The organism is Halobellus sp. Atlit-38R (genome assembly GCF_003665925.1).
GTDB classification, from domain to species: Archaea; Halobacteriota; Halobacteria; order Halobacteriales; family Haloferacaceae; genus Haloquadratum; species Haloquadratum inordinatus.
In genome coordinates this window covers 310,184-336,480 of the sequence record NZ_QXIJ01000003.1, presented here as the reverse complement: position 1 = coordinate 336,480, position 26,297 = coordinate 310,184, and the positions used below count along the sequence as shown (strand labels likewise).

Sequence of the window (26,297 nt, the reverse complement as noted above, 5' to 3'; positions counted from 1 at the left end):
GTCCGCCGCGGCGGTTCACACTCCGCCGAACGTCGAAGTGAGGATTTTTGCCGTCGGACGCCGCAGGTGCGGGTATGACCGAACGCCGGCCGCTGTCTGTCGACCTCGTGCTCGTCCCGGTGGATGCAAGCGACGAGTCGACCGAGGCGGTAGCGCACGCCGCCGCTATCGCCGCCGAGTACGACGCGAGCGTCCACGTCGTCCACGTGCTCGGTGAGGACGTCGTCCAGGCGATCGAAGACGGCATCGTCGACGAAACGGAGGTCGCCGCCGACGGCCAGGCGATCACCGAGACGGCCGAACAGATCGCCGACGACTACGGCGTCTCCTTGTCGACGTCCGTCGCCTACGGCTTCTCGACGAAGATGAAGCTCCGTCATCCGGGCAGCGTCGTTCTCGACACCGCCGAGGAACTCGACGCCGACTTCCTCGTGGTGCCGCGCGAACCGCTCTCGGGCGACCCCGGCGAAGTGCTCGCGAAGGCTGCCGAGTACGTCCTGCTGTACGCCAGTCAGCCCGTTCTGTCGGTCTGAATCGGGGCGTTATCCGCCCTCGTCGCTCCCATCGGAGAGGCGAATCCCCATCTCCATCTCGAAGCTCTCGGAGTCGCTGACCTCGAAGCCGATCTTCTTGTAGAGGCCGACCGCGGCCTTGTTCCACCGCTCGACGGTGAGCCACACCTTCTCGACGCCGGACGCCGCGCCGTACCCGAGCAGTCCTTTCATCAGGTGCGTGCCGATCCCGGCCTCCTGATACGCCTGGAGGACGAAGATCGCGAGCTCGTAGGCGTCGCCGTCGGGGACGAGCGTGGCGTGGCCCGCGGCCGTCTCGCCGTCCCACGCGACGACGTTCAGACACTCCGCACAGAGGATGTTGTCGAGCCACTCGCGGATGCGTCGCTCCTCGCTCGGGGGAATCCCCTGGGCGCGATCGGCGGGATCGAACGCGTCGTACATCGACGCGAGCGCCTCGTACTCCTCGTCGCTGCCGTCGTGCGCGCGGATCTCTATCTCGCGCCCGTCCCGATCCTCGAACGTGATCGGCGGGCTCTCGAAGGGGCCTGCGATCTCGTCCGGATAGCGGCGATTTCGGCTCATCGGACGAGCGTGACGCTGACGTGGGAGTTCAACAGGACGAACTCCGCGGTGCTTCCCAGTTGGATCTTCCCCATCGGGCTCGTCGTCCCCCCGCCGAGGACGATGCGGTCGTACCCCTCGGACTCGGCGACTTCGACGAGTTTACTTCCCGGATCGCCAGCGACGTAGCGGATCTCGGCGTCCACGCCGTTCTCTTCGAGTGTCTCCGTCACGGCCGATTCGATCTCCTCGACAGAGCGCTCTGTGTCCCCCTCGTCGACGATCGCGACAGTCAGTTCGTCGCCCGCCTCGACCGCGCGTTCGACCGTCCGCGCCAGCGCCTGCAGAGAGTCATCGGCGCCGCCGATGCCCAAGAGAATTCTCATACGCCCGGATGTCGTCGCCGGAGTAGAAAAATCGTCGGGTGTACCCTACGCTTCCGACGGCGACTCGACGTCCGTCTCGGAGGTCACGTCGTGGACGGTCAACTCCTCGTCGAAGGTGAGCGTGATCGCGTCCCCCTCGTAGGCGTAGGTGACGGCGACGCGCCAGGGATCCTCGGAGTGGACGACGTACTGCGGGACCTCTAGCGGCACGTTCAGCGGATTGTGCGCCCGGATGTCGAGGCCGTGGTCGTAGCAGAACGAGACGACTGCGGGGTGGAGGTAGCCCGGAAACTCGATCGTCGTGTTGATAAACCAGTTACATATATGGCACGTGAACGTGATCGCCGGATCCTCGCCCTGTGCGTCCTCGGGGACGGCCGCCGTGGGTCGGTAATCGATCGTCGACCGCACATCGCCGCCACAGTAGGGACAGAACCCCTGCGTCATCGCGAAGTTGTCCATCCAGAACCGCTGTCGATACGCGTCTTCGAGCGATTCCGGATCGGTCGGATCGAACGCGCTCGGCTGGACCGGATTGACGCCGATGAGCTCGTCGCAGGTCTCACACATCCCGTACAGCCGCTGCTCCTCGTAGTAGATCGACAGCGGATTCCCGCATTTGTGATGGACGAGGTCGATCTCGAAGGGACCGAGCGTCGGGCCCTGTTCGAACACGCCCGATCGGACGAACTGGTAGATTCGCAACCCCCGGAGCGTGAGTTGGTACCCGTCGTCGGTTCGTTCGACGTACCCTTGTTCGCGGAGTTTGTTGAGGTGATACGTCATCTGGCCGCTGTCGGTCAGCCCCACGTCGTCCATCAACGCCGAGAAGCGGCAGGTTCCGTACTGTCCGTCTTCGACGGCCGCACCGAGACACTCTACGACCCGGAGACGCGTCTCGTTGGCGATAGCCTTGAGCGCCCCGTCCTCGATCCCGATATGGTTGGCCGTCTGTCGTGTCACGATCCATTGTTTCCTATCAGCGTTGAAAACAGTTCTGCCAACCCGATTCCCGTCACGCGGTGAGCAGGCGCTCAGACCTTTCGATCGCCGATAATCGGAGTCGGATCGTAGTAAACAGTAGTGCACGAAACCGCCCGGTGCAGAGGCACCAACACCGGACGGCACCTCGCCGAGTTTCCACCCCGGCACTCTATTGGACTTTATTGTGATTGAAAAAGGCGCGGTGAAATTTCATTCACCTATTATCCGAAATGATCTTTTGCTTTGTTTCTATCCGGACACATCATCCGGTTTTCGCCGACAGAACGCTTTTTTGCGTCGGGGCGACACGCGGCAGTATGGAAGACGACGACGCCGAGGCGTCGAGGGCCGACGCGCCGCGGACCGACGTCGACGCGTCGGCCTCGCGGTCGGACCAATCGAGCGAGAGCGACGACGCCAGCGTCCAGTCAGGGGCCGATGCCGAACCGGACGCCGACGTCGATTCGGCGGACACGGACGACACGAGCGCCGACAGCGACGCAGGTGGCTCCGAATCGGGATCCGATGCCGCATCCGCGGGGGCGGTTGGCGACGAGACCGAGACGCCGGCGGACGTCCGCAAGTACGCGCGGTTCAAGAAGGTCGACGGCGCGCAGTACGACCGCGTCAACGACTTCCTCCGGGATCGGACCTACATCACCGCACGCGAGTGGGCGATCGCCCGACTGTGTGCGGACTTTCGGACCGAGACGGGCGTCGAGATGACCAAGATCGGCGAGAACCTCCCGGAGCTCGTTCCATTTATGACGGACACGTACACGCCGCAGGCGGTCAATCAGGCCCGCTCGTCGTTCGAAGACAAGATCCGGAAGTCGGGGGCGACGTTCCTCTACGGCGCGATGTCGGGCTTCTTCACCGCCGAGGAACTCGACGAGCTGATGTACGAGGTGACCGAGATCGCGAAGTTCCTGCTCGAAGTCGAGGGCGTCGACCTCTCCGTCGAGGAGGAACTGGAGGCCGAAGAGCGCATTTCGAGCGTGATGCGCGAGGTTCGAGAGGCGAGCGCTGATCTTCGTACAGAGGAACTGACCGAAGACGAGGGCGCCTCAGACGACGACGCGTGACCGCTGTCGCTCAGAGCGTCACGGTCTCCCCGACTGCCGGCGCTGACGCCCGGTGTCCCCGCTCCGTGAGTTCGTCGGCGAAGGTCTCACATCGGTCCCCGTGGTTCACGAGGATCGGTACGTCCCGGTACGATCCGAGCAGGTCAAACAGCCCGTCGCGGTCGGCGTGCGCGGAGAAATCGTACCGCTCCACCTGCGCGCTGATCGGCATCACTCGCCCGTCGATCTCGGCGCGACCGGTCTCCAGCAGTTCGCGTCCGGGCGTCCCCTCGACCTGATAGCCGGTCAGTGCGATCTTGTTCGTCGGGTTCGACCGAACCGCCGGCACGTACGTCATCGCCGGTCCGCCGGAGAGCATCCCGCTCGTCGTCACGATCACCGTATTCTGATCCGCGATGCGGCTCCGTTGTCCGTCGCGGCCGTCGACGAAGCGGGCGTTCGACTTCGCGCGGCGGAGCGCTGCGGCGTCCCGGACGAACTCGGGGTGTGACCGGAGCGTTTCGGTCACGCGTTTCCCCATCCCGTCGACGTAACAGTCGACGTCGTTGGCCGCACAGATCAGCAGCATCTCCTGGGTCCTGCCGATGGCGAACGCGGGCACGACGACCGTCCCGCCCTCCCAGACGGTCGTTCGGATACTCTCGACGAAGCGCCGTTCGATATCGCCCCGTGGTTCGTGTTCGACGTCCGAATACGTGCTCTCGCAGATGACGGCGTCGGCGTCCGGGCGTGCCGTCGACCCCGAGACCAGCCGCTGGTCGGCGGTGTGAAAGTCGCCGGTGTAGAGCAGGCGCGTGTCGCCGTCGTCGACGAGGACGTGCGCGCTCCCGGGGATGTGGCCCGCGTTGTAGAACGTCACCTCGTGGCCCGCCGCCTCGAAGGACTCCCGGTAGCCGTGAGTCTCTGAGACCTGCGTGACGCGTCGGACCTCCTCCTCGGTGAACGGACAGTCGTAGGTCCCGCCGTGTAGCCTGAGCGTGTCGCGAGCGAGCGTTAGCCCCAGTTCGCGCGTCGGCGGCGTCCAGTGGATCGGCGGGCGACGGTCGCCCGCCAGGAGTGCGGGAACCGCCCCGACGTGATCGAGGTGGCCGTGAGAGACGACGACTGCCTCCGGATCGGGCGCTTCGACCGGAAACCGGGGCGGGTTCCCGGTGAGCATCCCGTAATCGAGCAGCAGCGCGTCGTTCACGAGCACGGCGCTTCGGCCGACCTCGCGAGCGCCGCCGAGGAAGCGAACGTCCATTGCCCCGATGTATCCGCCCGGGGCGTTTGGCCTCGTCGCTTTCGAGTCGCACCCTCGACGGTCTACGCGGCTTCTCTCGCCTCACTCCCACGTCGGGGTATCGCTGGCTCGCGGCGCACCCGCCGGTCGACGGTGGCGGGGCGTCGTCACGTACTGTGCCAGAGATTCACACTCAATTATACACCTCTTATCCAACTGCACACAATAAACCCATTATAGAATATTATCATTATAGATCATAATGTTTATTTCCCACCACCAGCCACGACAAATCGAGCACTGAACGATGAAACACGTACCCAGTTCCGGAATCTCTCACTCCAATCCGGAGCACGCCCGTTTGGACCGCCACAGACGACCGAACTCGCCGACACGACCGCCGAATCCACCGACATGACACGCTCGAACGAGTACGAGACGACGACCGACGAAACGACCCGACAGCCAACCACGAACGCCCCCCGAACCGACGCCGAGCGCGACGCGCCGCTGGTCCCCGACCTCCGCGGGATCCAGGCCAGCCAGTCGACGACGACCGAAACGACGACCCGCACGGCCCAGTCGACGCCTCGGTACCCCCGCATCGAAGACGAACGCGACGCGCCGCTGGTCCCCGACCTCCGTGGGATCCAGACCGGCCAGTCGACGACGCTGCGCTCTGAAACTCGCGAGACGACCGACCGAACCGACTCACGCTTCCGATCTGACTCGATGACACGACATACCGAAACTGCGATGGATACCGACACGACTAGCACGACGACCGACAGCCGCTCGACGACGCAGGAGGGTCGCTGAGATGCCGCTCGACATCCCGTCTGATCCCTATATCCGCGACGACCTCGACAATCCCGCGGCCCGCGAGTTCCGCGAGATGCTCGACGAGCAGACGTTCACCTTCGCGCCGGGCATCTATCACGCTCTCGACGCCCGTCTCGCCGAGATGGCCGGCCTCGACGCCGCCTATATGTCGGGGTACTCCACCGTTCTCGGTCAGTTTGGCTACCCGGACCTGGAGATGGTGACGATGTCCGAGATGGTCGAGAACGCGAAGCGGATCGTCGAGTCGACCACGCTCCCCGTCATCGCCGACTGTGACACGGGCTACGGCGGCGTCCACAACGTCCGCCGGGCCGTTCGCGAGTACGAGAAGGCCGGCGTCGCCGCCATCCACATCGAGGACCAGACGTCGCCGAAGCGCTGCGGTCACATCGCGGGCAAGCAGATCGAGGACCGCGAGACCGCCCGCTCCCGCTTCGAGGCCGCTGTCGACGCGAAGCAGTGCGACGACACCGTCATTATCGCCCGAACCGACGCCTACGGCTCGGCCAACGGCGACTGGGAGGAACACCTCGAACGCGGGCGCATCTACGCCGACGCCGGCGTCGACCTGGTCTGGCCGGAGATGCCGGACCCGAGCCGCGAGGACGCGGTCAACTACGCGGAGACGATCCACGAGACGCACCCCGACCTCGACCTCGCGTTCAACTACTCCTCGTCGTTCGCGTGGTCCGAAGAGGAGGACCCGCTGACGTTCCAGGAACTCGGCGAGCTGGGTTACAAGTACATCTTCATCACGCTCTTCGGCCTGCACTCGGGCGCCCACAGCGTCTACGAGGACTTCGAGCGGCTGGCCGAGGGCGACGAGAAGGCCCAGATGGAACTCGAAGACCGGTACCTCGGACACGAGACCGAGTCCCACCACGAACTCTCGTTCGTCTCCCGGTTCCAGGACATCGAGACGGAGTTCGACCCCGAGGCCCAGCGCCGGATGGAGTCGAGCGCCGGGTTCACCGAGGAAGAGTCAGAGCCGCTCCAGTCTGACGACTGATCCTGTCGGACGGGCGTGAACGACGTCGGCACCTCGGCGTGCCGACGATCCTCACGTCGTCTGACGGCCAAATAGACCGGCACACGCGTCCGCCGGTCTACATAATAATTCGATAGCAACCACCACAGATATTTACCCACCACTACGAGCCACAATTATGGAACGAAGACACGACAGGCAGTTCGTTCGGACGTTCTTCACCTCGCCGACGGCAGTCGAGGGCGAAGACAACAGCGCGAAGATGCTCGAAGGAGCCGCAACGCTTCGCGGACTCCAGGCACCGGACGTCTGGGTCCCCGACAACGAAGACGCCACCGCGCCCTCGATGCGCGATGAAGGTGCCGAGAACATCGTCGAGGTGGTCTCCGAACACGGGGCCGACTTCCCCGGCGAGATCCACCCGCGCGTCGTGTGGCACCGCGACAGCCCCGCCACCCGGTATCAGGGGCTCCAGCAGATGCTCACGATCACCGACCCCGAGGGCGGCGCCGCAGCACACATCGACGGCTTCGTGATTCCCGAAGTCGGCGACATCGACGACTGGAAGAAGGCCGACGAGGCTATCACCTGGGTCGAGACCGAGAACGGACTCGACGAGGGGAGCCTCACGATGTCCGTCATCGTCGAGAGCGGGGCGGCAGAACTGGCGATGGGCGACCTCCGCGAGGAGATGGGCAAGCCTTCGAACAACCTCGAACGCCTGTTCCTCCTCGTCGACGGCGAGGTCGACTACACCAAGGATATGCGCGCGATGACGCCGACGGGCGAACTCCCGGCCTGGCCCGAACTCCGGCACAACACCTCCCGCGGGGCGAGTGCCGCCGGCTGTATCGCCGTCGACGGCCCCTACGACGACATCCGCGACGTCGAGGGGTACCACGAACGGATGACCGAAAACCGGGCGAAGGGGATGACCGGCATCTGGTCGCTCACGCCCGGCCAGGTCCAGGAGGCCAACACGGCCCCGCTTCCACCGAAGACCGGTAGCTGGCTGCTCGACCTGGGCAGCCGCGAAGTCGAACTCGAAGACGCCGGAGACGCGCAGGTCTACGACGGCGACCGCCTCTCGCTCATCGAGACGTCCGACGGCTACCACCTCACGGTTGGCAGCGAGGAACTCGAACTCGACGAGGACGAACTGCGCGAGGAACTGCTCGACCGCACCGCCTACATCCCGAGTCTGGACGACGTCGTCGACTCGATGGAGGAGTTCGAGGCGGCGAAGGAAGCCGGTAAGGGCGCCATCGCGATGACCCGCGCGGCCACGCTCCGCCTCGACGGCGTCGAGATCGACATCGAGGCCGACCGGATGTGGGACGAAGCGACCTACCAGGCCGCGATGACGCCCATCGCGCTGTTCCAGGACGTCTACGAACACCGTCCGGACCAACACGAGGAACTGATCGAACGGTACAGCGAGGACGTCGTCGACCGGGCCACGGCCGTCGGGAACTGACACCCCTCGGCACGACGCTCAGAATCGCAGCAGAAGTCAGTGATCCGCGCTCGCGCGAGTCGCACACCGCCGTGGCGCACACGTCGGTGTGTCGACGCCGCGATGGCTCACACTACGTTTTTTCACGCTGTCGCGACTCACTCCTCTGTCGGGACGGCCCGCACCTCGAACTCCCGATAGCCGCCGTAGGCGGTTTCGAGCGCGCCGAGCCACCAGTTCCAGCGGTCTGCGACGCTGGACTCCTCGGGCGCGTCCTCCAGGTTCCGGACGATCTCCTCGACGGTGAGCGGTTCTCCGCGGTCGGCGGCGACGATGCCGGCGTCGGCGAGGTCGCGCGCCTGTCTGGCTACGACGCGGAATTCGGACTCGCTGCCCTCGAAGGCCGATTCGAGGGCTGCCACTAGCTCTTCGGCGTCGAATCCCGCCGTTTCGAGCAGCCCGTCGCCGCCGGTGTCACTGTGCTCGGTCATACCTCTCTGTTCGGTCCCGAAGGAAAAGAAAGCGCCGGCGTCGGACCAGTTGGACGCACGCGAGCCGGGTGCGTTCGACCGCTCGCGGACGCCTCGTCCGTGGCGCCCACGCCGATACTCACTCCTCTCGAGGCTACTCCCACCACTCGCTGCGGCGCTCCTCGTACGTGGCGTCCCGGAACGGTTCGGGCTTGTCGCTGTCGTCCTCCGCGCCGAGGCCGTAGGCCAGCCAGTAGCCGACGTGCCACGCGACGGCGTCGGTGTCGAGGTCGACCAGCGAGATCCGGAGCTTCGAGTAGGTCTCGACGGCGTCGTCACCGTCGGGATCCCAGCCGACAGTTCCGCCGCAGGAGGCCGCATCAGACCTGCACGGGGAGGTCTCGACGGACTGAACGACGATATCTGCGTCGTCGGCGTCGTCGATGATAGTGAACGAGAGGTTCGACGGCATCCCCGGCGCGCCGCGCTCGTAGTACCCGAGGGCGTGGTGGACCTGCTGGCGCGCTGCCGCCGGATCAGTCGCGTTCGCGGTGTCGACGTAGACGGTGAAGTCGCCGTCGTCCCAGGGGAACGCGCGGTCTTTCGCGTCCGGCAGCGGCTCGGTGTAGAGGACGGAACTACTCGCCATCACGTCTTTCGGCGCATCGGTGTGCCGGAGCCCCAGCGTGTGCCCGAGTTCGTGCTTGACGACGAGCACCGTCGAGTCGTCCGAAAAGCCCGTGCGGACCGAGACGGTCTCCGGGCGGTCGATCTGTCGGCGATTCTCGATCAGCGGTGCACAGCCCGCGGCGTCGTCTGCGCCGTCACATTCCGGTACCGTATCGACGAACTGAACGACGAGGTCGGGATCGTCGGCGTTCGGGCGGACCTCGTAGTCGACGGGAAAGCCCGTGAAGCGCTCGCCCCGCCGTTCCCAGTAGGCGGCGGCTTCCCGGACGAGCGGCGTCCACTCCCGACCCGTGTTCGCCGGATCTTCGACGGCGACGACGATCGGTTTCCGGCCCCACGGATTCCTCGCGTCCGGGGCTGCCGTCGCCGTCGGCGTCGCGCCGTCCGTCGCCGTCGATCCGGGTATCGGCGACGACGCCGTCGCCGGAGCGTCGCTATCGGCCGTCGGCACCGGCGTCGACGGCCGTTGCTCGGAGAACTCGACGACCGGGCCGACGCACCCGGCGAGCGCGAGAACGAGCGCCAGCGAGAGGACCGCGAGCCTGGCGGACCGAGCAGACATAGCCGCAGAGAAGGCGGAGACGGACAAGAAAGTTCGGCACGCTGTCGGCGGGGGTGGATCGCGGCACGGTCCCGATCGCGACAGCCGTCGCTCGGGAGCGGAAAGCGGCTGAGAGGAGTAAGCCCCCTTCTGTTCGTCTCGGCATTCGGCTAAGCGGCCGCGCCCTGTCCGGACTACCTTGGCGGCGCGGACTTGCACCGGTGAGGATTCGCCGTTCCATCCGTTCTCGGCCGTCAGCGCGGCGAGCCGCGCACGCAACGCGAGGTGATCACCTCGCGACTGCGTTCCCTCGACGGGTTAGCTCCCTCCCCTCGCGGGTCGGTTCGCGCACGAACGGGGTATCCCGATCGTGCCGGCGGCGGATCGCTCCGCCGCTCACGTCTCATCGGTCGGGCCGAGGGGTCTCGTCTCTGTTCCAGAGCCAGCCGTCTCCGACTCCGGGCTTGCGCCCGGTCACCCGTCCGGACGGTGGGGGGACTTTCCTCGTCAGTCCGAAATCGGACCGACGGGAGCCGAGCTCTCTCTGCCGTTCGATCGGAGGTGAGTGAGTCCAATAAGCCGTTCGGTCGTCCGGTTAGACGCGCATTTCGATTCGAGCACCGGAACCGTCGATATTTTCGATAGATCGACTACACGACGCCGAATCTCCAACAATTGATAACGAACTTCTTGACATTCGGGACCGAGATGACGCATCGACAGTCGGGTACCGCAATTGTCCGGAACGCACGGCTCCGGGCTCATACCCCCTGGAATGAAGGGAAGCGTTCAAGTCAGGCGAGCGCTTGTACGAATATATGTCCGAGGCGCAGACCGTTCGTCTCACCTACGACGACGGGGCGAGGGCGGTCGAGTTAGCGCGTGAATCGGTCGAATCGTACGTTCTACACGGACAACGTGAACAGCCAGGGAGTATGCGCGACGCATTCTACGCTCGCACTGGCGCGTTCGTCCGCATCCGATCGACGCGCGGACGCGGGCGACTTCGCGGCTGTGCCGGCGCGTACCGCGGTAACGACCAACTGGGACACGCGATCGTCGACGCCGCGATCCAGGCTGCCTCGGAGAACTCCTGTGGCTCCGAGATCGAGCAACCCGAACTCTCGAATCTGACGATCTCGGTCTGCGTCGTCTGCGATTACACCGAGACGGATCGACCGCTGGAAGACCTCGAACTGGGGACACACGGCGTCGTAATCGACAAAGACGGGAACCACGGCTGGCTCTATCCGACTATTCCGCTCGAAAACGGCTGGAACGAAGAACAATTTCTCACCCACGCCTGCCGTAAGGCAGGCATCTCGCCGCTCGCCTGGCAGAACGACGACGACACGACCGTCACGCTGTTCGACGGACAGGTGTTCCGCGAGCGCGCCGACGGCGGCAGCGTCGAAGAACTGTAACGCTCGCCGCAGACGACACGCATACTGACTCGATTTCTGTAGCCGGAGGCTCCCGCACGCGACTCACAGGTGTGCGGTCTCTCCGGAGAAGTCCAGCCGCCACGTCCCCTCGATCCGTTCGAGCCGCGTCAGCCCACATAGCGGCGTCTCGACGCCTGCGGTGTCGCCCGTCAGTCCATCGACGGCGCCGCCGACCGTGAGTCCGTGGCCGACCAGCAGCACCGTCCCGTCCACCTCGTCGACGATCCGTCTGACCGTCTCGCCCACCCGCGCGGCCGCCTCGGCGTGGTCTTCCGGGAACTCGGGAACAACGTACGGGTCGTGTGAATCACGCACGGTGTCGAACCGTTCGGCTAGCTGCCTGTTCGAGAGCGTTTCGGGGTCCGCGTCGAACCACTCGGGGTTCCGATGCTCGCCCAGTCCGGGTTCGAGCAACACCTCGTTCCCGGTCTCGCGACAGATCTCGTCGGCCGTCTCGACGGCCCGGAGAAACGGCGAGGCGTACACTGCGTCGAAGGTCTGACCCGACTCGACGAACCACCGGCCGACGCGCCAGGCCGCCCACCGCCCCAACTCGGTCAGCGGCGGGTCGTGCACGCGCTCTCCGGTCTGGGGCCAGTCCGGGTCGACGCTGTCGCGCCGCTGGCCGTGTCTGACGACCCATACTTCGTCCGCCATAGCGATGCTACGCGCTCCCGAGGAATAGGCGTCCCGTCCACTCGCTACGCTGACGTCGGCGGTTCGTACGCACACAGCTCTGCGTCGCGGGCGGCCCGTTCGACCGCGGCGTCGAGGCCGAAGTCGAAGTCCTCGACGATCTCGCCGCCGCGAAGCAACGGCTGGAGGAGGGCGTCGCCGTCGTCCGGTCCCGCCCGGTCGCGCAGGCCGACGTGGTGGCCGCCGTCGGCCGTCCGATAGACCGCCTTGGCGCCGGTGAGTTTGCCGCGCTTGGCCGCCGGTTCGCCGTCGACCTCGACGATGTCGAGCGCGAAGTCCACGGGATCGGCGTTCGAGACGTAGCCGCCGACGCCGAAGCCGTCGGCGACGTCTCCGAGCTCTCGAAGGTCCGCCGGTCCCAGCCCGCCCGAGACGAAGATGTCGACGTCCTCGCGACCGTGTGCGTCGAGCGTCCAGCGGACTTCGCGAACGATGTGGCGGAAGTTACCCCGCCGCGAGCCGGTCGTATCCAGTCGGACGCTGTCGAGGTCGTCGCCGAGGGCTGCCGCCGCGCGGAGGACCTCGTCGATTTCGTCGGAGTAGGTGTCACACAGCGCGACGCGCGGGACGTCCTCCTCGACCGCTTCGTCGAACGCCGCCCACGCCTGCTCTTGATTGCCACGGCCGAAACAGATGAGCAGCGCGTGCGGCATCGTCCCGCTAGCCTCGCGACCGATCACGTCGCCCGCGGCGACGTGTGAAAAGCCGTCGAGCCCGGCGATGACGGCACTTCGCTCGATCATCGCCGCGATGGAGGGGTGGACGTGTCGCGCGCCGAAGGAGAGCACCAGCGAGTCGGGCGCGGCTCGCCGCACGTCGAGTGCAGCGGTCCCGACGCCCGAAGCGTGCGAGAGAAAGCCGAGTAGCGACGTTTCGAGCCGCGCGAACTCCAGGTAGTCGCCTTCGATTCGCATCACCGGGCCGCCGTCGAAGAGCCGACCCGAGGGGATCGCGTCGACGTCGACGTCGCGGCCTTCGAGGAGGGCGGCGGCGTCTTTCACGCCCGCCAGCAGTTCGTAATCGCCGTCAGGGAACTGATCGGCGGTGATCTCTGCGACGACGCGGGGGTTCCGTCCCGCGTGACGGAGCGTCGTCTCCGTCCGATCGAAGTACGCGTCGGTCGCGCTCCCATCCCTGATGGCGTCGGGACCGACGATGTCGAACTCCATACGCGCCGTTCGGGGGGATCGCTGAAAAGTTCACTCGTTCGTCTCGACTCTCCGAAGGCGATCTGTCTTCAATCGGGACCGCGGTGCTGGGGCGGGTCTAGGCGGCCCGCGGTCGGATGTCGTCGAGGTCTGCGACGGTCGGGCCGTTCACGATCGTCACGCGCGTGCCGGAGCGGGTGACGCGGAACGCGTCCGCGAACTGACCGTCAGGGACGACGTAGGTGTTCGCCGCGCGCTGCTCGGCGTCGTGTGCGTCGAGGATCGCGCGGTAGGCGCGCTGGAACTCGCGCGCGTCGCGTTCGGTGTCCCACTCGGTCGCCCAGACGTAGCCGTACTGGCTCCCGTCGGTGGTCTGCTTCTGGTAGGGGAACAGACGGTCGTTCGCCCAGCCAGCAGACGGTTCGGCGTCGTAGTTGTACGTGTCGTAGGGGCTGTCGACGTTGCTGATGGTCCGGGGGTCGATCGTGTCTGCACCCGCGTTCCGCGCCTGGTACCAGAACATCACGTACATCGACGCCTCGCCGACGGTGTCGGAGCCGCCTTCGCCCTGCTTTTCGAACGTACTCCAGCCGTTTTGCGCCCGGTCACGGTACTTGATCGGCGTCGGCTCCTCGTCGGTCTGGTGGATGATCTGCTCTGTGGACTCTGGGGGGTTCTCGAAGCGCTCGTCGACGGCGCTCCAGCCCTCCGCCGTGACGAGGTCGTGGACGTAGACCGGGCCGTCGGAGTACGGCTGGAAGATCGTCAGGAAGATCCCGAGATTCATATCGCCGCCGCCACCGCTGCCGCCGCTACTGGACGGCGTCGCCACGCACTCCCACGCGCCGCCGCAGCGGTCGGCGTAGCGCTGTTCGACGTATTTCGCGTCGCCTTCGATGAGCCCGTCGGTCGCGAGCTGTGCGTCCTGGGTCTCGCCGCCGTACTTCGCCTTCGTGAGGTCGTAGCGCTGGTCTTGGAGCGCGTGGACGAGTTCGTGTACGAGCGTCGCGTTGTTGATCGTCGGCGATTCGGGCGTACCCGTGATCACCTTGATCTCGTCGTCGGTCGGCGAGTAGAAGCCGGCGACGGCGGCGCTCCGGGTGCTGCTGATCGCCGAGCCGCTGCTCTGGGACTCGCCGGTGACGAACAGCGCTTCCCACACCTGATCGTTCCACCGGTCGTATTCGGTCGGTTCGCCAGCGGACCCGCCGGACGAGCGGTTACGGTACTCATCGCGGGAGATGACCGAGACCGGCACGCGCTTTTGGAACTCCTCGCCGCGGATGTACTCGACGCGCGCCATCGCTCGGCCCACGTACGCCCGCATCTCGGCGTCGGTGAGTCCGTCCGATTGGTCGACGTCGACCGACTCGTTGTACCAGTAGCCGTCTTCCCACCCGAGGACGTCGCTGTCGGGATCGTCGAAGTCGGCGTTCGGCACGCCGACGTCCGGTCCGCCGCTCGCTCCTGTCGCGGGCCGGGACTCCATCACTGGTGCACTACAGCCGGCGAGAACGAGCAACAGGGCGACCGCCGAGACCGCGAGGCCGCGTCTCCGCTTCATTGTGCGAGCAGAAGGTCTACGCGCGGAAGTACCTTTCCGCCTCGCCGCGGACTCTACCCACCAGAACAGTTCGAGGACGCCCACTACTACGACGAGTTCGAGCGCTGGGGCGAACACGTCGTCGGAGGCACCGGGGAGACCGAGGTGATCGAGGAACTCGACGTCCGCGCGGACGACTACGCCGTCGTGAAGCACACCTGCGACGCCTTCTACGAGACCGAACTCGACGGTTGGCTGACGACCACGGCATCGACGGTCTCGTCTTCTGCGGCACGCTCGCGAACGTCTGCGTCCTCCACACCGCCGGCAGCGCCGGCTTACGCGACTATCGGACCGTTCTCGTCGAGGACGCGATCGGGGTGATCGAAGACGAGCACCGGGCGTACGCGCTGGATCACGCCGACTGGCTGTTCGGCGACGTCGTTACGCGCGAGGCTGTGACGTTCGCGTAATCGACGCTCACCCCGCTCACTCCCGGAACAGCCGATAAGACGCCTGCCCCGTCGCGACGGCCTCCTCCTCTCGCGTCCCTTCCCAGCGCCGGGACGCCTCGTCGCTTCCCTTCACGTCGTCGGGGATACTGCTGATGACTGTGATCGTGCTCACGCCGATCGTTCCGCCCGCGCGGACGACCTCGGCGGTCGCGGTCAGATCGCCCGAGGCGCGCCGCAGGTAGTTGACGTTGAGGTTCACGGTCGCGACGCCGCCGGCGATCGGATCGTCGAGCATCGTCCGCTGGGCGATTCCCCCGGCGGTGTCGATGAGCGTCGCCGCGATACCGCCGTGTACTGTCGGCGGGCTGGTGGTGTTGGTGAGTTTTTCGTCGTAGGGCACGGTCATCACTACGCGTCCCACTTCGAGCGCGTCGACGCGCGTGTCGAGCCACGAGAGGTAGCCGTGCTCCTGCTCGATGTACTCCTGTACGAACGCGGCGGCGTCGTCCGGGAGCGTCGACCGAGTCTGGTCGTCGGCCATACCGGAAGCGCGCGGGGGAGCGGTATGTAGCTAGTGGTCGGTGCGCTCTCCCGTGCGAGATCAGCCCAACCGAATCGGGTCGTCGCTGTCGCGGACAGTCACACAAACTGCCTCACCCACGGCGAACTCCCGGTCCGGACAGACGAGCTTCGCGCCGAACTTCGGGTCGACGCCGGTGAAAAGCGAGATTCCCGTGATCCGCTCGCCGTTGGCGAGGACGTCGACGTCGCGCCACGTCACGTCTCGACCGGCGACGTCGCCGACGGGGTGGCCCAGAACGGAGACCGTACTGGCGGCTTCGTCCCTCCGTCCCAGCGCCCCGCCGCCCGCGTAGTGCGTCAGTCCCCCGTCGAGGACGACGTACTCGGTTGGTTCTCCCCTGTCGCCGTCACTGTCGTCGACGACGCCTGCGATGCCGGCGAACTGCTCCTCCGCAGCGGGGTGGTCGGGCGCGTCCAAGAGCGCGTACGTCTCGCCGGTCTCGACGACCTCGCCCGTTCCATCCCACGGAATCGGCACGACGTCGACGGCCACGTCGAGCGGGAGTGATCCGCCCGCGCGGTGGAGATTCTGTCCCGCGTGGCGAACGCCGACGTGCACGTGGTTCGCGACCCAGGGAGCGAAAAAGCCCGAGCGAACCATCTCCCCGAGCGAGTCGCCGACGGCGACGACGTCGCCCGCTTCCACGTCGGGTCGGACGTGCAGGATGCGCGCGACGAGGTCCGCAGACTCACGCCCGCTCGTCTCGATTCCGCTCCGCGCTGCGTCGACGTCGACGAGGATGAGGTACTCGGCGTCCGCCGCGTACGACTTCGGCGGGGCGCGCACGGTCCGCGTCTCTCGCACCTCGCCGGCGACGGGCGAGAGCGCCTCGTTCGTGGCCGGATAGAGGTCGATGGCACAGCCCGAATCGTGCGCGGGGTACGGCGAGTTGTAGAGCGAAAACCGGCGGTACTCGCGGAGCGTCGCCTCCGGTATCCGTACCCGCTCGTCGCTCGTGGGCGTCGTCGCCGCTGCTCCGCTGTGCGTACTGGACTCGCTTCCGGGCGTCACGCCGACTCACCGGCCATACGCCATCGGTGAACCGAGAGCGCTTAGGTGCGTCGGCGCACAGGTCTCCCCACGTGATCGACCGTCTCGTCCCCGACGCGGCACGCGTTCGCGTCGTCCGCGGCCGTCCGTCGTCACTCGACGACGACCGCGCCGTCCTCGACGCCGTCACTGACCGGGTGGCGGCAACGAGCGTCCCGGCGGTTCGCGCGTGGACGCCGCACCGACAGGTGGCGTTCGGCCGCCGTGACACGCGTGCGGACGACTACGAACTGGCCTGTCAGCGGGCCGAAGCCCGCGGCTACCCGCCGATCGAACGGAGCGTCGGCGGCCGTGCGGTCGCGTACACGGGGTCGACGGTGGCGTTCGCGGCCGTGATTCCGACGACCGAGGCCGACTCCCGTCAGGGACTCGACGCGCGATACGAGGCGGCCACCACCGGCGTCGTCGGCGCGCTCCGCTCGCTCGGCGTTCCCGCGCGCCGCGGCGAGCCCGACGCGTCGTTCTGTCCGGGCGCGCACTCAGTCCAGGCGCACGGGAAGATCTCCGGCATCGCCCAGCGTGTCCGCCGAGACGCTGTGGTCGTCTCGGGAATCGTCGTCGTCGACGCCCACGAGGAACTCGCCGCCGTTCTCGACGCCGTGTACGGAGCGCTCGACGTGCCGTTCGATCCGAACTCGGTCGGCAGCGTGGCGCGTGCCGGCGCGCCTACTCCCCCCGACCGCGTCGTCGACGCGCTGTACGATTCGTTCTGTGGCGAGGTTCCCAGGGCGTCGGTCGACGCCGCGTCGCTTCTCGATACCGACGCGTAGCCGCTGTCGAATCTGATCCTCGACCCGAACCGTCGGGCTTAGGTCGCCTGCGGGTGATGCCCGAGTATGTCGACACTCTTTCGTGACGCGCGACTCGCCGACGGGCGCGTCCGCGACGTCCGCACGGACTCGGGGACGATCGTCGAAGTCGCCGATTCGATCGACGCCGACGCAGTCGACCGCGTCGTCGACGCCGCCGAGCGACTCCTCCTGCCGGGAGCGATCGACGCGCACGTCCACTTCCGCGAGCCGGGTCACTCCCAGAAGGAGACCTGGACGACCGGCTCGCGGAGCGCGGCGGCGGGTGGCGTGACCACCGTCGTCGATCAGCCGAACACGACGCCCCCGACGACCACCGGCGATGCGTTCGACGAGAAGGCGTCGCTGGCCGCCGAATCGTACGTCGACTACGGCATCAACGGCGGCGTCACACCCGACTGGGACCCCGACTCGCTGTTCGAGCGGCCGCTGTTCGCACTCGGCGAGGTCTTCCTCGCGGACTCGACGGGCGATATGGGTATCGACGCCGATCTCTTCGCGGACGCTGTCGAGCGCGCTGCCGACGCAGGCGTCGTCGTCACCGTCCACGCCGAGGACGCGGATCTATTCGACGAGACGGCGCGCGAGCGCGACGCCGGCGGCGTCGGACGCGACGCCGACGCCGACGTCTGGAGTCAGTACCGACGCGCAGCGGCCGAGGAAGCGGCGGTCGAACGCGCCGTCGAGGTCGGCGCCGACACGGGTGCGTCGATCCACATCGCGCACACGAGCACGCCCGAGGGCGTCGACGCCGCCGTCGCCGGCGGGGCGACCTGCGAAGCGACGCCGCATCACCTCTTTCTCTCCCGCGAGGACGCGACCGAACTGGGCACGTTCGGCCGGATGAACCCGCCGCTCAGAAGCGAGGAGCGACGCTCGGGACTCTGGCAGCGGCTCGTCGACGGCGACGTCGACATCGTCGCGACCGACCACGCGCCGCACACCGTCGACGAGAAGGAGGCGGACCTCTGGGACGCTCCGAGCGGCGTGCCCGGCGTGGAGACGATGCTGCCGTTGCTCCTCGAACGCGCGCGGCAGGGCGAGATCTCCTACGAGCGCGTCCGCGACGTCACGGCGACGAACGCGGCCGAGATCTTCGACCTCCCGCAGAAGGGCCGCATCGCCGAGGGCTACGACGCGGACCTCGTGCTCGTCGATCCCGAGAACGCGACCGAGATCCGGGGGTCGGAACTCCACTCGAAGTGCGGGTGGACGCCGTTCGAGGGGATGACCGGCGTCTTCCCGGACCTGACGCTCGTCCGCGGCGACGTCGTCTACGACGGCGCGGAGATCGTCGGCGAGCAGGCCGGTGTGAACGTCCGGCGGTGAGGTCGGGAATGAACAGCCGGCACGACCGCTCCCACGTCGACGTGCCGGGCAACCGCGTCCCGACGCGGGACCTGCGTTAGCTCACGGGGACGCTGGCCCCGCAATCCGATATAAACGTTCGTCCGCCGTGCGTCGTTTCGATTACAGTTGTCGATCCGCTAGCGCCGGGAACGACTCGCGCGTCTCGCGAACTTCGTCGAGGGCGACCTCGGCCAGCACCGTTCGGGCGTCGGTTCCGGCGTTGGCGCGTTCGACGCCCCACGGATCGACGACGACGCTCTCGCCGCCGAGGTCGACGCCGTCAATCGATCCGGTGAGGTTCGCGGCGACGAGGAGCGACTGATTCTCGACGGCCCGCGTCCGGGTGAACAGGTGCCAGTGATCGAGCCGTTCGCGCGGCCACGCCGACGTGACGAGCAGTATCTCGACGCCGGCGTCGACGAGTTCGCGGTACAGGGTCGGGAACCGGAGGTCGTAGCAGGTCGTCAGTCCGAGCGTCCCGAGGTCGGTCTCGACGGCGCAGATTTCGTCTCCCGGCGTCAGGCGCGTCGCCTCCTCGGAGTCGTACCCGAAGAGGTGGATCTTCCGATACGTCGCGAGCAGTTCACCGTTCGGGTCGAACAGGACCGAGGTGTTGTACAGGTCGTCGCCGTCGCGCTCGACGAGGCTCCCGCCGTGGAGGTGGATCGACAGCTCGTCCGCGAGCGCGGCGAGTCGATCCGTCGTGGATCCCGGGACCGGTTCGGCGGCGTCGTCGTAGGCGTCGAACGCGAAGTAGCCCACGGGCCACATCTCGGGCAGGACGGCGAGATCGGCCCCGCGCTCTGCGGCGTCGCGAACGCGCTCGACAGCCCGGTCGCGATTTTCCTCGGGGGCGTTCTCCGCCGGGAGTTGGACGGCGGCGACGTTCATCGTTCGTCGTCTTTGGCCCAATCGAGCGAGCGCTCGACGGCCTCTTGCCAGCGGTCGTAGCGCTCGTCGACGTCGGCGTCGCTCGCTGGCTCGAACTCGCGGTCGATCTGCCAGTTCGCCCGGAGCGCCTCCAGCGACTCCCAGTAGTCGACTGCGAGGCCGGCCGCGTAGGCCGCGCCGAGCGCGGTCGTCTCGTCGACCTCGGGCCGGACGATCTCGGTTCCGACGACGTCCGCCTGCAACTGACAGAGGAAGTTGTTCTTCACCGCGCCGCCGTCGACGCGCAGCCCCGACAGCTCGATCCCGCTGTCTTCGAGCATCGCCTCGGCGACGTCGCGCGTCTGGAACGCGATCGACTCCAGCGTCGCCCGAACGATGTGTTCACGCCGGGTTCCACGGGTCATCCCGACGATCGTTCCGCGGGCCCGCTGGTCCCAGTGGGGCGCACCCAGTCCAGTGAACGCGGGAACGACGTAGACGCCGTCCGTCGAATCGACAGAGCGTGCGAGCGCCTCGCTCTCGGCGGGATCGTCGATGAGCGTCAGGTCTTCGAGCCATTCGATCGCCGCGCCGGTGATGAAGATCGAGCCTTCGAGTGCGTACTGTACTGGCTCGCCCGACCGCTGGAAGCCGACGGTCGTGAGCAGGCCGTGCTCCGAACTGACGGCCTCCTCGCCGGTGTTCATCAGCATAAACGACCCGGTGCCGTAGGTGTTCTTCGCGTCGCCGGCGTCGAAACACGTCTGGCCGAACAGCGCGGCCTGCTGGTCGCCCAGCGCGCCCGCGACCGGGACGGACGCGCCGAGGAACCCCTCCGCGTCGGTCGTGCCGTAGTAGTCGTCGTCCGAGGAGGGGCGCACCTCCGGGAGCACGGCCTCCGGTACGCCGAACTCCGCGAGGAGGTCGTCGTCCCACGTCATCTCGTGGATGTCGAACAGCATCGTCCGCGAAGCGTTCGTCACGTCGGTGACGTGCGCGCCGGTGAGCTTGTAGATCAGCCACGAGTCGATGGTCCCGAAGCAGAGTTCGCCCGCCTCGGCGCGGTCGCGGACGTCTTCGGGCCGCATCCGCCTGAGTTTGATCGGATCGGCGTTGTCGAGGAGCCACTCGACTTTGGTCGCCGAGAAGTACGCGTCGGGTTCGAGCCCCGTCGTCTCGCGGATCCAGTCGTCTTTGCCGTCCCGTTCGAGCCCTTCGATCCGGTCGGTCGTTCGTCGGTCCTGCCAGACGATGGCGTTGTAGACGGGGTGGCCCGACTCGCGGTCCCAGACGAGCGTCGTCTCGCGCTGGTTCGTGATCCCGATCGCCGCCAACTGCGTGGCGTCGATGCCGGCGTCGTCGAGCGCGCGCTCGATGACGACCGTCGTGTTCTCCCAGATCTCCTCGGGGTCGTGTTCGACCCAGCCGGGTTCGGGATAGATCTGTTCGTGCGTCTCGTAGGCGTTCGCCACGGGTTGGCCGCCGTGGTCGAACACGATGAACCGCGTGCCGGTCGTTCCCTGATCGATCGCGCCGACGTAGGTGCGTTCGTGCATAGCTGTGAGTTGCGTGGTCCTGTGAGCTGCGTGGTCGGTCGTGACACTGCCTGCGTCGTATCGTTCACGACGAGGTCGCCGGATAGTCGGTCAATCTGTGAGCCGTGGGATGCTAAAACCCGTCGTTCGAGCGGACGCCGCTGATACCGCTGTCGTCCCGGCGGCCGTGCGCGAGCGATGCCGTCCGGCGAAAGCTATCTATCACCGGCGGTCGCAGGTGGCGGTATGTCTGACCCGTTTGTCGTGGTCGGCGGTGACGCCGCCGGTCTCTCGGCTGCGAGCAAGTGTCGCCGGACCGACCCCGACCGCGACGTCGTCGTCTTCGAGAAGGGCCAGTGGATCTCCTATGCACATTGTGGGACGCCATACTTTGTGAAGGGCGAGGTCGAACGCCTCGACGACCTGCTCTCGCTCTCCCCGGAAGACGCCGATGAGCGCGGCATCGACCTCCGACGCGGGCACGAGGTCGTCGCGGTCGACACCGACGAACGGACCGTAACCGTCGAGAGCGCGGGCGCGACCTTCGAACAGCCCTACAGTGACCTCCTCGTGGCGACAGGTGCCCGCGCGATCTCGGACCCCATCGAGGGCGCATCGCTCGACAGCGTCTTCACGCTCCACGGCCTCGACCACGCGGCCGCGATCCGCTCGTATCTGACTCCGCCCGCGGAGTTCGATCCCGCGGACCTCGGCGGGGGCGACGCGCTGCCGGAGGCTGTCGTCGAGCGGTACGGCGCGATGACGCCGCCCGAAACCGTCGCCGTCGTGGGGGCGGGCTACGTCGGCGTCGAGATGGCGGAAGCCTTCGAGGCCTGGGATCTCGACGTACACCTGTTCCAGCGCACGGGCTATCCGGTCCCAGGCTTCGGCGAGGCCGTCGGCGAAGCCGTCGCCGAGCACCTCCGTGACGCCGGCGTCACGCTCCATCTCGACGAGGAGGTCGTCGAACTCCGCGGCGAGGACGGGCACGTCTCGGAAGTGGTCTGCGAGAGCGGCTCGGAACTCGACGTCGACGCCGCGCTCGTCGGAATCGGTATCGAGCCGAATACGGAACTCCTCGCGAACACGCCGGTCGAACTCGGCGCGTCGGGGGCGATCGCGACCGACGCCTACGGGCAGACCTCCGTCGAGCGTGTCTACGCCGCCGGCGACGTCGCGGAGATGCCACATATGGTCACGGGCGAGCCGACGTGGGACCCGCTCGGCCTCCCGGCCAACCGCGCCGGCCGCGCGATCGGGGCGACGGTCGGTGGCGATCCCTCGCCCGTCGGCGGCGTCGCGGGCACGGCGATGGTGAAAGCGTTCGACCTCGAAGCGGGGCGGGCCGGACTCATCGACGAGGAGCGCGCCCGAGATGCCGGCTTCGATCCGGTCTCGAAGACCATCACCGCCGGGTCGCGGTCGGGCTACTACCCCGGCGCGGCGGAGACGACCGTCACGCTCACTGCGGACCGTGAGACGGGCCGGCTCCTCGGCGGGAGCGTCGTCGGCACCGACCGCGCGGCGATCCGCATCGACACGGTCGCGACGGCGCTCGGCGCGGAGATGACCGTCGGCGAGCTCGAACGGCAAGATCTGGGCTACGCGCCGCCGTTCAGTCCTGTCTGGGATCCCGTCCTCGTCGCTGCGAAGGTGCTGAACGGGTCGCTGTCTTGAACAGACGAGCTCGCAGAGAAGACAGTGAGCGGTCGCTGGGTGTGTCGTTTAGTGACAGCAAGCGGGCCGGGAGGGACTTGAACCCCCGACCGTCTGGTTAAAAGCCAGACGCTCTGCCGAACTGAGCTACCGGCCCGCATCCAGGGGTAACTGACGGGTCGTGATAAGCGTTTAGTCTCGGGAGCCATTTTGACAGCAGCCCAACTGATAATTAGAAGAAGATATATCCTGGCCCCGATACTACTCGGCGTGAGACGCGTGATTCGGGGGCTAATCGACGACCGTGTGGCTCGCAGTTGGCGACCAGCGCGCCGATCCTGTCGAACCGGTGATATATGACCCCTGGGTCACGCACCAGAACCGTTCTCGTCTGTGCCGACGAGACGCTCGCGTCGTCGCTCCGTGCGGCGGTCGAGGGCCGCTCACGTCCGCTCCGGATCGCCTCGGTAGCCTCGACGGCCGGCTGCGCCCGCCCGCAACGCGAACAGCCGATCGACTGCGTCGTCCGCCGCTCGATGCCGGACGTGGACGCGCCCGCCGTTATCACGCCCGACGCTCCGCACGGCGCCACGAACCGTCGCGACGGTACCGTGACCGTCCCCGTGATCGTCTATCCGTCGGCCGAGGATCCGGAACTGGCACGTGCGTCGACCGAGCGCCCGATGACCCGATACCTCCCGGAGTCGATCGACACCGACGAGCACCACCTCCTCGTCGACGCCATCGACGACTTCGTCGCGCGGCGCGCCCGCGAGAAACGACACGCGGAGGAGCGCGAACTCCTCGAACAGACGTCCGAACTCGCCGACGTCGGCGGTTGGGAACTCGACGCCGAGCGGGAGGCACTCAGGTGGACCGAACAGACGTACCGTCTCCACGGGGTCTCAGAGACGTTCGATCCGACGCTCGAGAACGCCATCGAGTTCTATCACCCCGACGATCGCGACGCGGTCCGCGCCGACGTGGAGGCGGCGCTCGACGGGGACCCGTTCGATTCCACCTACCGACTCTTCAGGGCCGACGGCGAGGTCCGCTGGGTACGCTCCCGCGGTGAGCCGATGTACGAAGATGGGACGATCGTCGGCGTCCGTGGCGCGTTCCAGGACGTTTCCCAACGGAAGGGCCGCGAAGACGTGATTCGGCGGTTCAAACGCGCGGTCGAGGCGGCGGGACACGCCATCTTCATCACCGAGAGGGACGGGACGATCACGTACGTCAACCCCGCGTTCGAGGACGTCACGGGCTACGCTCCTCGGGAGGTGATCGGCGAGACGCCTTCGATACTCAAGTCCGGCGAGATGAACAAGGAGTACTACCGAACCCTCTGGAGCACCGTCCTCTCGGGGGAGGTGTGGTCCGAACCGATCATCAACGAGCGCAAATCGGGCGAGCACTACCACGCATCCGAGACGATCGCGCCGATAATGCGTGAAGACGACGCCGTCGAGGGGTTCGTCGCGATCCAGACCGACATCACCGAACTGATTCACACCAAAGAACGGCTAGAGACGTTCGAGGAGATCGTCCTCCGCCTCGACGATCCGATTATGCTCCAACAGTGCGACGGCACGTTCGAGGTCGTCAACGGCGCCGTCGCCGAGTACGCCGGGATCCCGAAATCGGAACTCGTCGGGTCCAACGAGTTCGACTTTATGGACGAACCGACGGCGCAGAAGATCCAACAGAAGAAAACCCGCGTCGTCGAAGAGGAGCGGGCGATCACCTACGAACTCAGTCCGACGTTTCCGACGAAAGGGCAGCGCTCGTTCGTCACGACGCGATACCCCCACTACAACGAAGACGGAGAGGTCGACGGCACGGTCGCGATCTGTCGGGACGTTACCGACCAGGCCGAACGCGAGCACCAACTCCGCGTTCTCGATCGGATCCTGCGACACAACCTCTACAACAAGATGAATCTGATCCTCGGGCACGCGGAACTGCTCGAGGACCGAACGGCCGGCCAGGAGAAGCGTTCGGTGCAGACGATCCAGAATACGGGCAACGAACTGGTCGACCTCGCCGACAAGGAACGACGGATCGTCGATCTCCTCACCGACGACTCCGTGCCGCGCCGCCTCGGCGTTCGTCCGATTCTCGAGGAGGTCGTCTCCGAGGTCCGCGAGGAGCACCCGGATTATGCGATTTCGGTCGACTGTCCGGAGGCGTACGACGTCTATGCGATTCCGGAGCTCGGTGACGCGATCGCCGAACTCCTCACGAACGCGATCGTCCACGGCGGCGAGGATCCCGACGTTTCGGTGACCGTCAAGCGTGACGGCGAGCAGGTCGTCGTCACCGTCACCGACACGGGGCCGGGGATCCCCGAGATGGAACAGCAGGCGGCGCAGGGAACGACGGACATCACACCGCTGTTCCACGGGTCGGGTCTCGGCCTGCAGTTCGTCTACCACGTCGCGAAGCGCTCTGGGGGGTCGCTCCGCTTCGAGTCGGCGGCGGCCGACGGCTCCGGTGACGAGAGAACGACGGAACGAGAGTCGGCCGGAGCAGTCGTCGCGCTTCAGTTGCCGACGCCCGAATCCGGCCGCGATGCTGCGGCGTCGCCTGGGTCGTCCGACGCCGAAATGTCACCGCCGGACGCAACGTAGCTTCTCGGGGCCGCGGGACGGGACGGTTAGTCGGGACTGACTGCTCGTTCGTCGAAGTACGCGTCGAGCGCTTCTGCCGCTAGTTCGCCGGGGTCACGGTTTTCGATCGACGCGCGCCGGCGGAGTTCGCGGTACGTTTCGAGTGGGAGGTCCAGTTCGAGCCGTCCCAGTTCGATCCCGCGAGCGGCGAGTGCGTCCGCCGCGCTCGTGTCGCCGTCGACCTCGCTGGCGATGCGGCGCACCTGTCGGACCGTCAGATCGGCGTCGACGACGGCCCACGCCAGATCGAAGCGGTCGACCCCGGAGACGCGAGCGATGTGTTTCGCGGCGGTCGGCGCGATGTCACCGCGGGCGACGTGCCGGCGGATCGCCTGCGGGAGGTCGTGGACGCGGGCCCACTTCCGGACGAACGAGACCGAGACGTCGCCGCCGGCGCGGTCGATCGCCGCTTTGTACGAACCGACGCCCCTGACGAGCGCGGCACAGGCGGCCGCCCCGCGGAGCATATAGACGTTGTCCGCCGCCCCCACGGTGTTCTGCGAGAACGCCAGCACCGTCTCAGCGGCCTCGGCGACGCTCTCGGGGTCGTCGGGATCGAATCCGACAGCCTCCTTGGCGCGCTCGCCGGTGACGGCGGGGTCAGCGCGGACGACGGGCTCGCCGACCGGTTCCTCGCGGTCGGCTGGCAGTCGCCTGTGGGCGTCGGTGTCGTCGGTCATCTTCGGATCAACGTAGCGAGCCTGCGAGTAAAAGCCTCTCCCCGGCGTGCGCCGCGGGCGAGAACCG

At 67.0% G+C, this 26,297-nt stretch carries 24 protein-coding genes, 1 tRNA gene, 1 other RNA gene and 1 pseudogene; 11 read left to right on the top strand and 16 right to left on the bottom strand.

The window, feature by feature from the left end; translation table 11 throughout:
- Positions 1-74: 74 nt before the first annotated feature.
- Positions 75-533 (top strand): universal stress protein, encoded by a 459-nt coding sequence (locus tag D3D02_RS06320; RefSeq protein ID WP_121569123.1) that lies wholly within the window; start codon positions 75-77, stop codon positions 531-533.
- A 9-nt stretch (positions 534-542) separates the two neighbouring features.
- Here D3D02_RS06320 and D3D02_RS06315 read toward each other — a convergent pair whose 3' ends face one another.
- Genes D3D02_RS06315 through D3D02_RS06305 form a run of 3 tightly spaced genes read right to left on the bottom strand, consistent with a single transcriptional unit; the run spans position 543 to position 2,425 of the window.
- Positions 543-1,097, bottom strand: coding sequence for a GNAT family N-acetyltransferase (locus D3D02_RS06315; protein WP_121569122.1), 555 nt, complete (start codon positions 1,095-1,097; stop codon positions 543-545).
- Entirely contained in the window at positions 1,094-1,462 is a 369-nt protein-coding gene (locus D3D02_RS06310; RefSeq protein WP_121569121.1) for a universal stress protein, read from the bottom strand. Before D3D02_RS06310 ends, D3D02_RS06315 begins: the two co-directional genes overlap by 4 nt.
- 45 nt (positions 1,463-1,507) lie before the next feature.
- Positions 1,508-2,425, bottom strand: coding sequence for a winged helix-turn-helix domain-containing protein (locus D3D02_RS06305; RefSeq protein ID WP_158599323.1), 918 nt, complete (start codon positions 2,423-2,425; stop codon positions 1,508-1,510).
- Between the two features lie 338 nt (positions 2,426-2,763).
- Between D3D02_RS06305 and D3D02_RS06300 the strand changes: the two genes are divergently transcribed.
- A complete protein-coding gene (locus tag D3D02_RS06300) occupies positions 2,764-3,531 on the top strand; it encodes a DUF5806 family protein (protein WP_121569119.1) in 768 nt (255 codons plus the stop codon).
- Between the two features lie 10 nt (positions 3,532-3,541).
- On the opposite strand, the gene D3D02_RS06295 is transcribed toward D3D02_RS06300, so the two are convergent.
- Positions 3,542-4,774 carry an MBL fold metallo-hydrolase gene (locus tag D3D02_RS06295; protein ID WP_121569118.1) on the bottom strand — a complete coding sequence of 411 codons (1,233 nt, stop codon included), beginning with the start codon at positions 4,772-4,774 and terminating at the stop codon, positions 3,542-3,544.
- A gap of 393 nt (positions 4,775-5,167) precedes the next feature.
- On the opposite strand from D3D02_RS06295, the gene D3D02_RS06290 reads away from it, so the two are divergent.
- The 3 genes from D3D02_RS06290 to aceB all read left to right on the top strand — a co-directional run bounded on the left by D3D02_RS06290 (position 5,168) and on the right by aceB (position 8,061).
- Positions 5,168-5,572, top strand: coding sequence for a hypothetical protein (locus D3D02_RS06290; protein ID WP_121569117.1), 405 nt, complete (start codon positions 5,168-5,170; stop codon positions 5,570-5,572).
- 1 nt (position 5,573) lies between these two features.
- Positions 5,574-6,605 (top strand): isocitrate lyase, encoded by a 1,032-nt coding sequence (gene aceA / locus D3D02_RS06285; RefSeq protein WP_121569116.1) that lies wholly within the window; start codon positions 5,574-5,576, stop codon positions 6,603-6,605.
- Between the two features lie 154 nt (positions 6,606-6,759).
- Positions 6,760-8,061 (top strand): malate synthase AceB, encoded by a 1,302-nt coding sequence (gene aceB / locus D3D02_RS06280; protein ID WP_199723029.1) that lies wholly within the window; start codon positions 6,760-6,762, stop codon positions 8,059-8,061.
- A 137-nt stretch (positions 8,062-8,198) separates the two neighbouring features.
- Here aceB and D3D02_RS06275 read toward each other — a convergent pair whose 3' ends face one another.
- The 3 genes from D3D02_RS06275 to rnpB all read right to left on the bottom strand — a co-directional run bounded on the left by D3D02_RS06275 (position 8,199) and on the right by rnpB (position 10,290).
- Entirely contained in the window at positions 8,199-8,531 is a 333-nt protein-coding gene (locus tag D3D02_RS06275) for a hypothetical protein (protein ID WP_121569114.1), read from the bottom strand.
- 133 nt (positions 8,532-8,664) lie between these two features.
- A complete protein-coding gene (locus D3D02_RS06270) occupies positions 8,665-9,762 on the bottom strand; it encodes a matrixin family metalloprotease (RefSeq protein ID WP_121569113.1) in 1,098 nt (365 codons plus the stop codon).
- Between the two features lie 106 nt (positions 9,763-9,868).
- Positions 9,869-10,290, bottom strand: an RNA gene (gene rnpB, locus D3D02_RS06265) — RNase P RNA component.
- 269 nt (positions 10,291-10,559) lie between these two features.
- On the opposite strand from rnpB, the gene D3D02_RS06260 reads away from it, so the two are divergent.
- On the top strand, positions 10,560-11,165 hold the full coding sequence (locus D3D02_RS06260) for a TIGR00296 family protein (RefSeq protein WP_121569112.1): 606 nt from the start codon (positions 10,560-10,562) through the stop codon (positions 11,163-11,165).
- Between the two features lie 63 nt (positions 11,166-11,228).
- Here the strand turns inward: D3D02_RS06260 and D3D02_RS06255 are convergent, their stop codons facing one another.
- The 3 genes from D3D02_RS06255 to D3D02_RS06245 all read right to left on the bottom strand — a co-directional run bounded on the left by D3D02_RS06255 (position 11,229) and on the right by D3D02_RS06245 (position 14,594).
- Positions 11,229-11,843: a histidine phosphatase family protein gene (locus tag D3D02_RS06255; RefSeq protein WP_121569111.1), complete on the bottom strand. Its 615-nt coding sequence runs from the start codon at positions 11,841-11,843 to the stop codon at positions 11,229-11,231.
- Positions 11,844-11,887: 44 nt separating this feature from the next.
- The gene (locus D3D02_RS06250) at positions 11,888-13,051 is read right to left on the bottom strand and encodes a nicotinate phosphoribosyltransferase (protein WP_121569110.1); all 1,164 of its coding nucleotides are present in this window, start codon (positions 13,049-13,051) and stop codon (positions 11,888-11,890) included.
- A 97-nt stretch (positions 13,052-13,148) separates the two neighbouring features.
- Positions 13,149-14,594, bottom strand: coding sequence for an Hvo_1808 family surface protein (locus tag D3D02_RS06245; RefSeq protein ID WP_233560593.1), 1,446 nt, complete (start codon positions 14,592-14,594; stop codon positions 13,149-13,151).
- Between the two features lie 45 nt (positions 14,595-14,639).
- On the opposite strand from D3D02_RS06245, the pseudogene D3D02_RS06240 reads away from it, so the two are divergent.
- Positions 14,640-15,046, top strand: a pseudogene (locus D3D02_RS06240) (cysteine hydrolase family protein); the annotation flags it as partial.
- A gap of 16 nt (positions 15,047-15,062) precedes the next feature.
- Here the strand turns inward: D3D02_RS06240 and D3D02_RS06235 are convergent.
- Together D3D02_RS06235 and D3D02_RS06230 are read right to left on the bottom strand one after the other, a co-directional pair.
- Positions 15,063-15,569 (bottom strand): PaaI family thioesterase, encoded by a 507-nt coding sequence (locus D3D02_RS06235; RefSeq protein ID WP_121569109.1) that lies wholly within the window; start codon positions 15,567-15,569, stop codon positions 15,063-15,065.
- 60 nt (positions 15,570-15,629) lie between these two features.
- Complete coding sequence (locus D3D02_RS06230; RefSeq protein ID WP_121569207.1) at positions 15,630-16,547, bottom strand: hypothetical protein; 918 nt, start codon at positions 16,545-16,547, stop codon at positions 15,630-15,632.
- 146 nt (positions 16,548-16,693) lie between these two features.
- Between D3D02_RS06230 and D3D02_RS06225 the strand changes: the two genes are divergently transcribed.
- Positions 16,694-17,431 (top strand): lipoate--protein ligase family protein, encoded by a 738-nt coding sequence (locus D3D02_RS06225; RefSeq protein ID WP_233560592.1) that lies wholly within the window; start codon positions 16,694-16,696, stop codon positions 17,429-17,431.
- 66 nt (positions 17,432-17,497) lie between these two features.
- A complete protein-coding gene (locus D3D02_RS06220; protein WP_121569108.1) occupies positions 17,498-18,799 on the top strand; it encodes a dihydroorotase in 1,302 nt (433 codons plus the stop codon).
- Between the two features lie 141 nt (positions 18,800-18,940).
- On the opposite strand, the gene D3D02_RS06215 is transcribed toward D3D02_RS06220, so the two are convergent.
- Positions 18,941-19,711: a carbon-nitrogen family hydrolase gene (locus D3D02_RS06215; protein ID WP_121569107.1), complete on the bottom strand. Its 771-nt coding sequence runs from the start codon at positions 19,709-19,711 to the stop codon at positions 18,941-18,943.
- Complete coding sequence (gene glpK, locus D3D02_RS06210; RefSeq protein ID WP_121569106.1) at positions 19,708-21,246, bottom strand: glycerol kinase GlpK; 1,539 nt, start codon at positions 21,244-21,246, stop codon at positions 19,708-19,710. The genes D3D02_RS06215 and glpK overlap by 4 nt, the downstream gene beginning before the upstream one ends.
- Positions 21,247-21,471: 225 nt before the next feature.
- Here glpK and D3D02_RS06205 point away from each other — a divergent pair, with 225 nt between their 5' ends.
- Positions 21,472-22,902: an FAD-dependent oxidoreductase gene (locus tag D3D02_RS06205; RefSeq protein ID WP_121569105.1), complete on the top strand. Its 1,431-nt coding sequence runs from the start codon at positions 21,472-21,474 to the stop codon at positions 22,900-22,902.
- Between the two features lie 62 nt (positions 22,903-22,964).
- Here the strand turns inward: D3D02_RS06205 and D3D02_RS06200 are convergent.
- Positions 22,965-23,038 (bottom strand) — tRNA-Lys (locus D3D02_RS06200).
- Positions 23,039-23,237: 199 nt separating this feature from the next.
- Here D3D02_RS06200 and D3D02_RS06195 point away from each other — a divergent pair.
- Positions 23,238-25,511 carry a PAS domain S-box protein gene (locus D3D02_RS06195; protein ID WP_121569104.1) on the top strand — a complete coding sequence of 758 codons (2,274 nt, stop codon included), beginning with the start codon at positions 23,238-23,240 and terminating at the stop codon, positions 25,509-25,511.
- A gap of 26 nt (positions 25,512-25,537) precedes the next feature.
- On the opposite strand, the gene D3D02_RS06190 is transcribed toward D3D02_RS06195, so the two are convergent.
- Complete coding sequence (locus D3D02_RS06190; protein ID WP_121569103.1) at positions 25,538-26,230, bottom strand: hypothetical protein; 693 nt, start codon at positions 26,228-26,230, stop codon at positions 25,538-25,540.
- Positions 26,231-26,297: the final 67 nt, after the last annotated feature.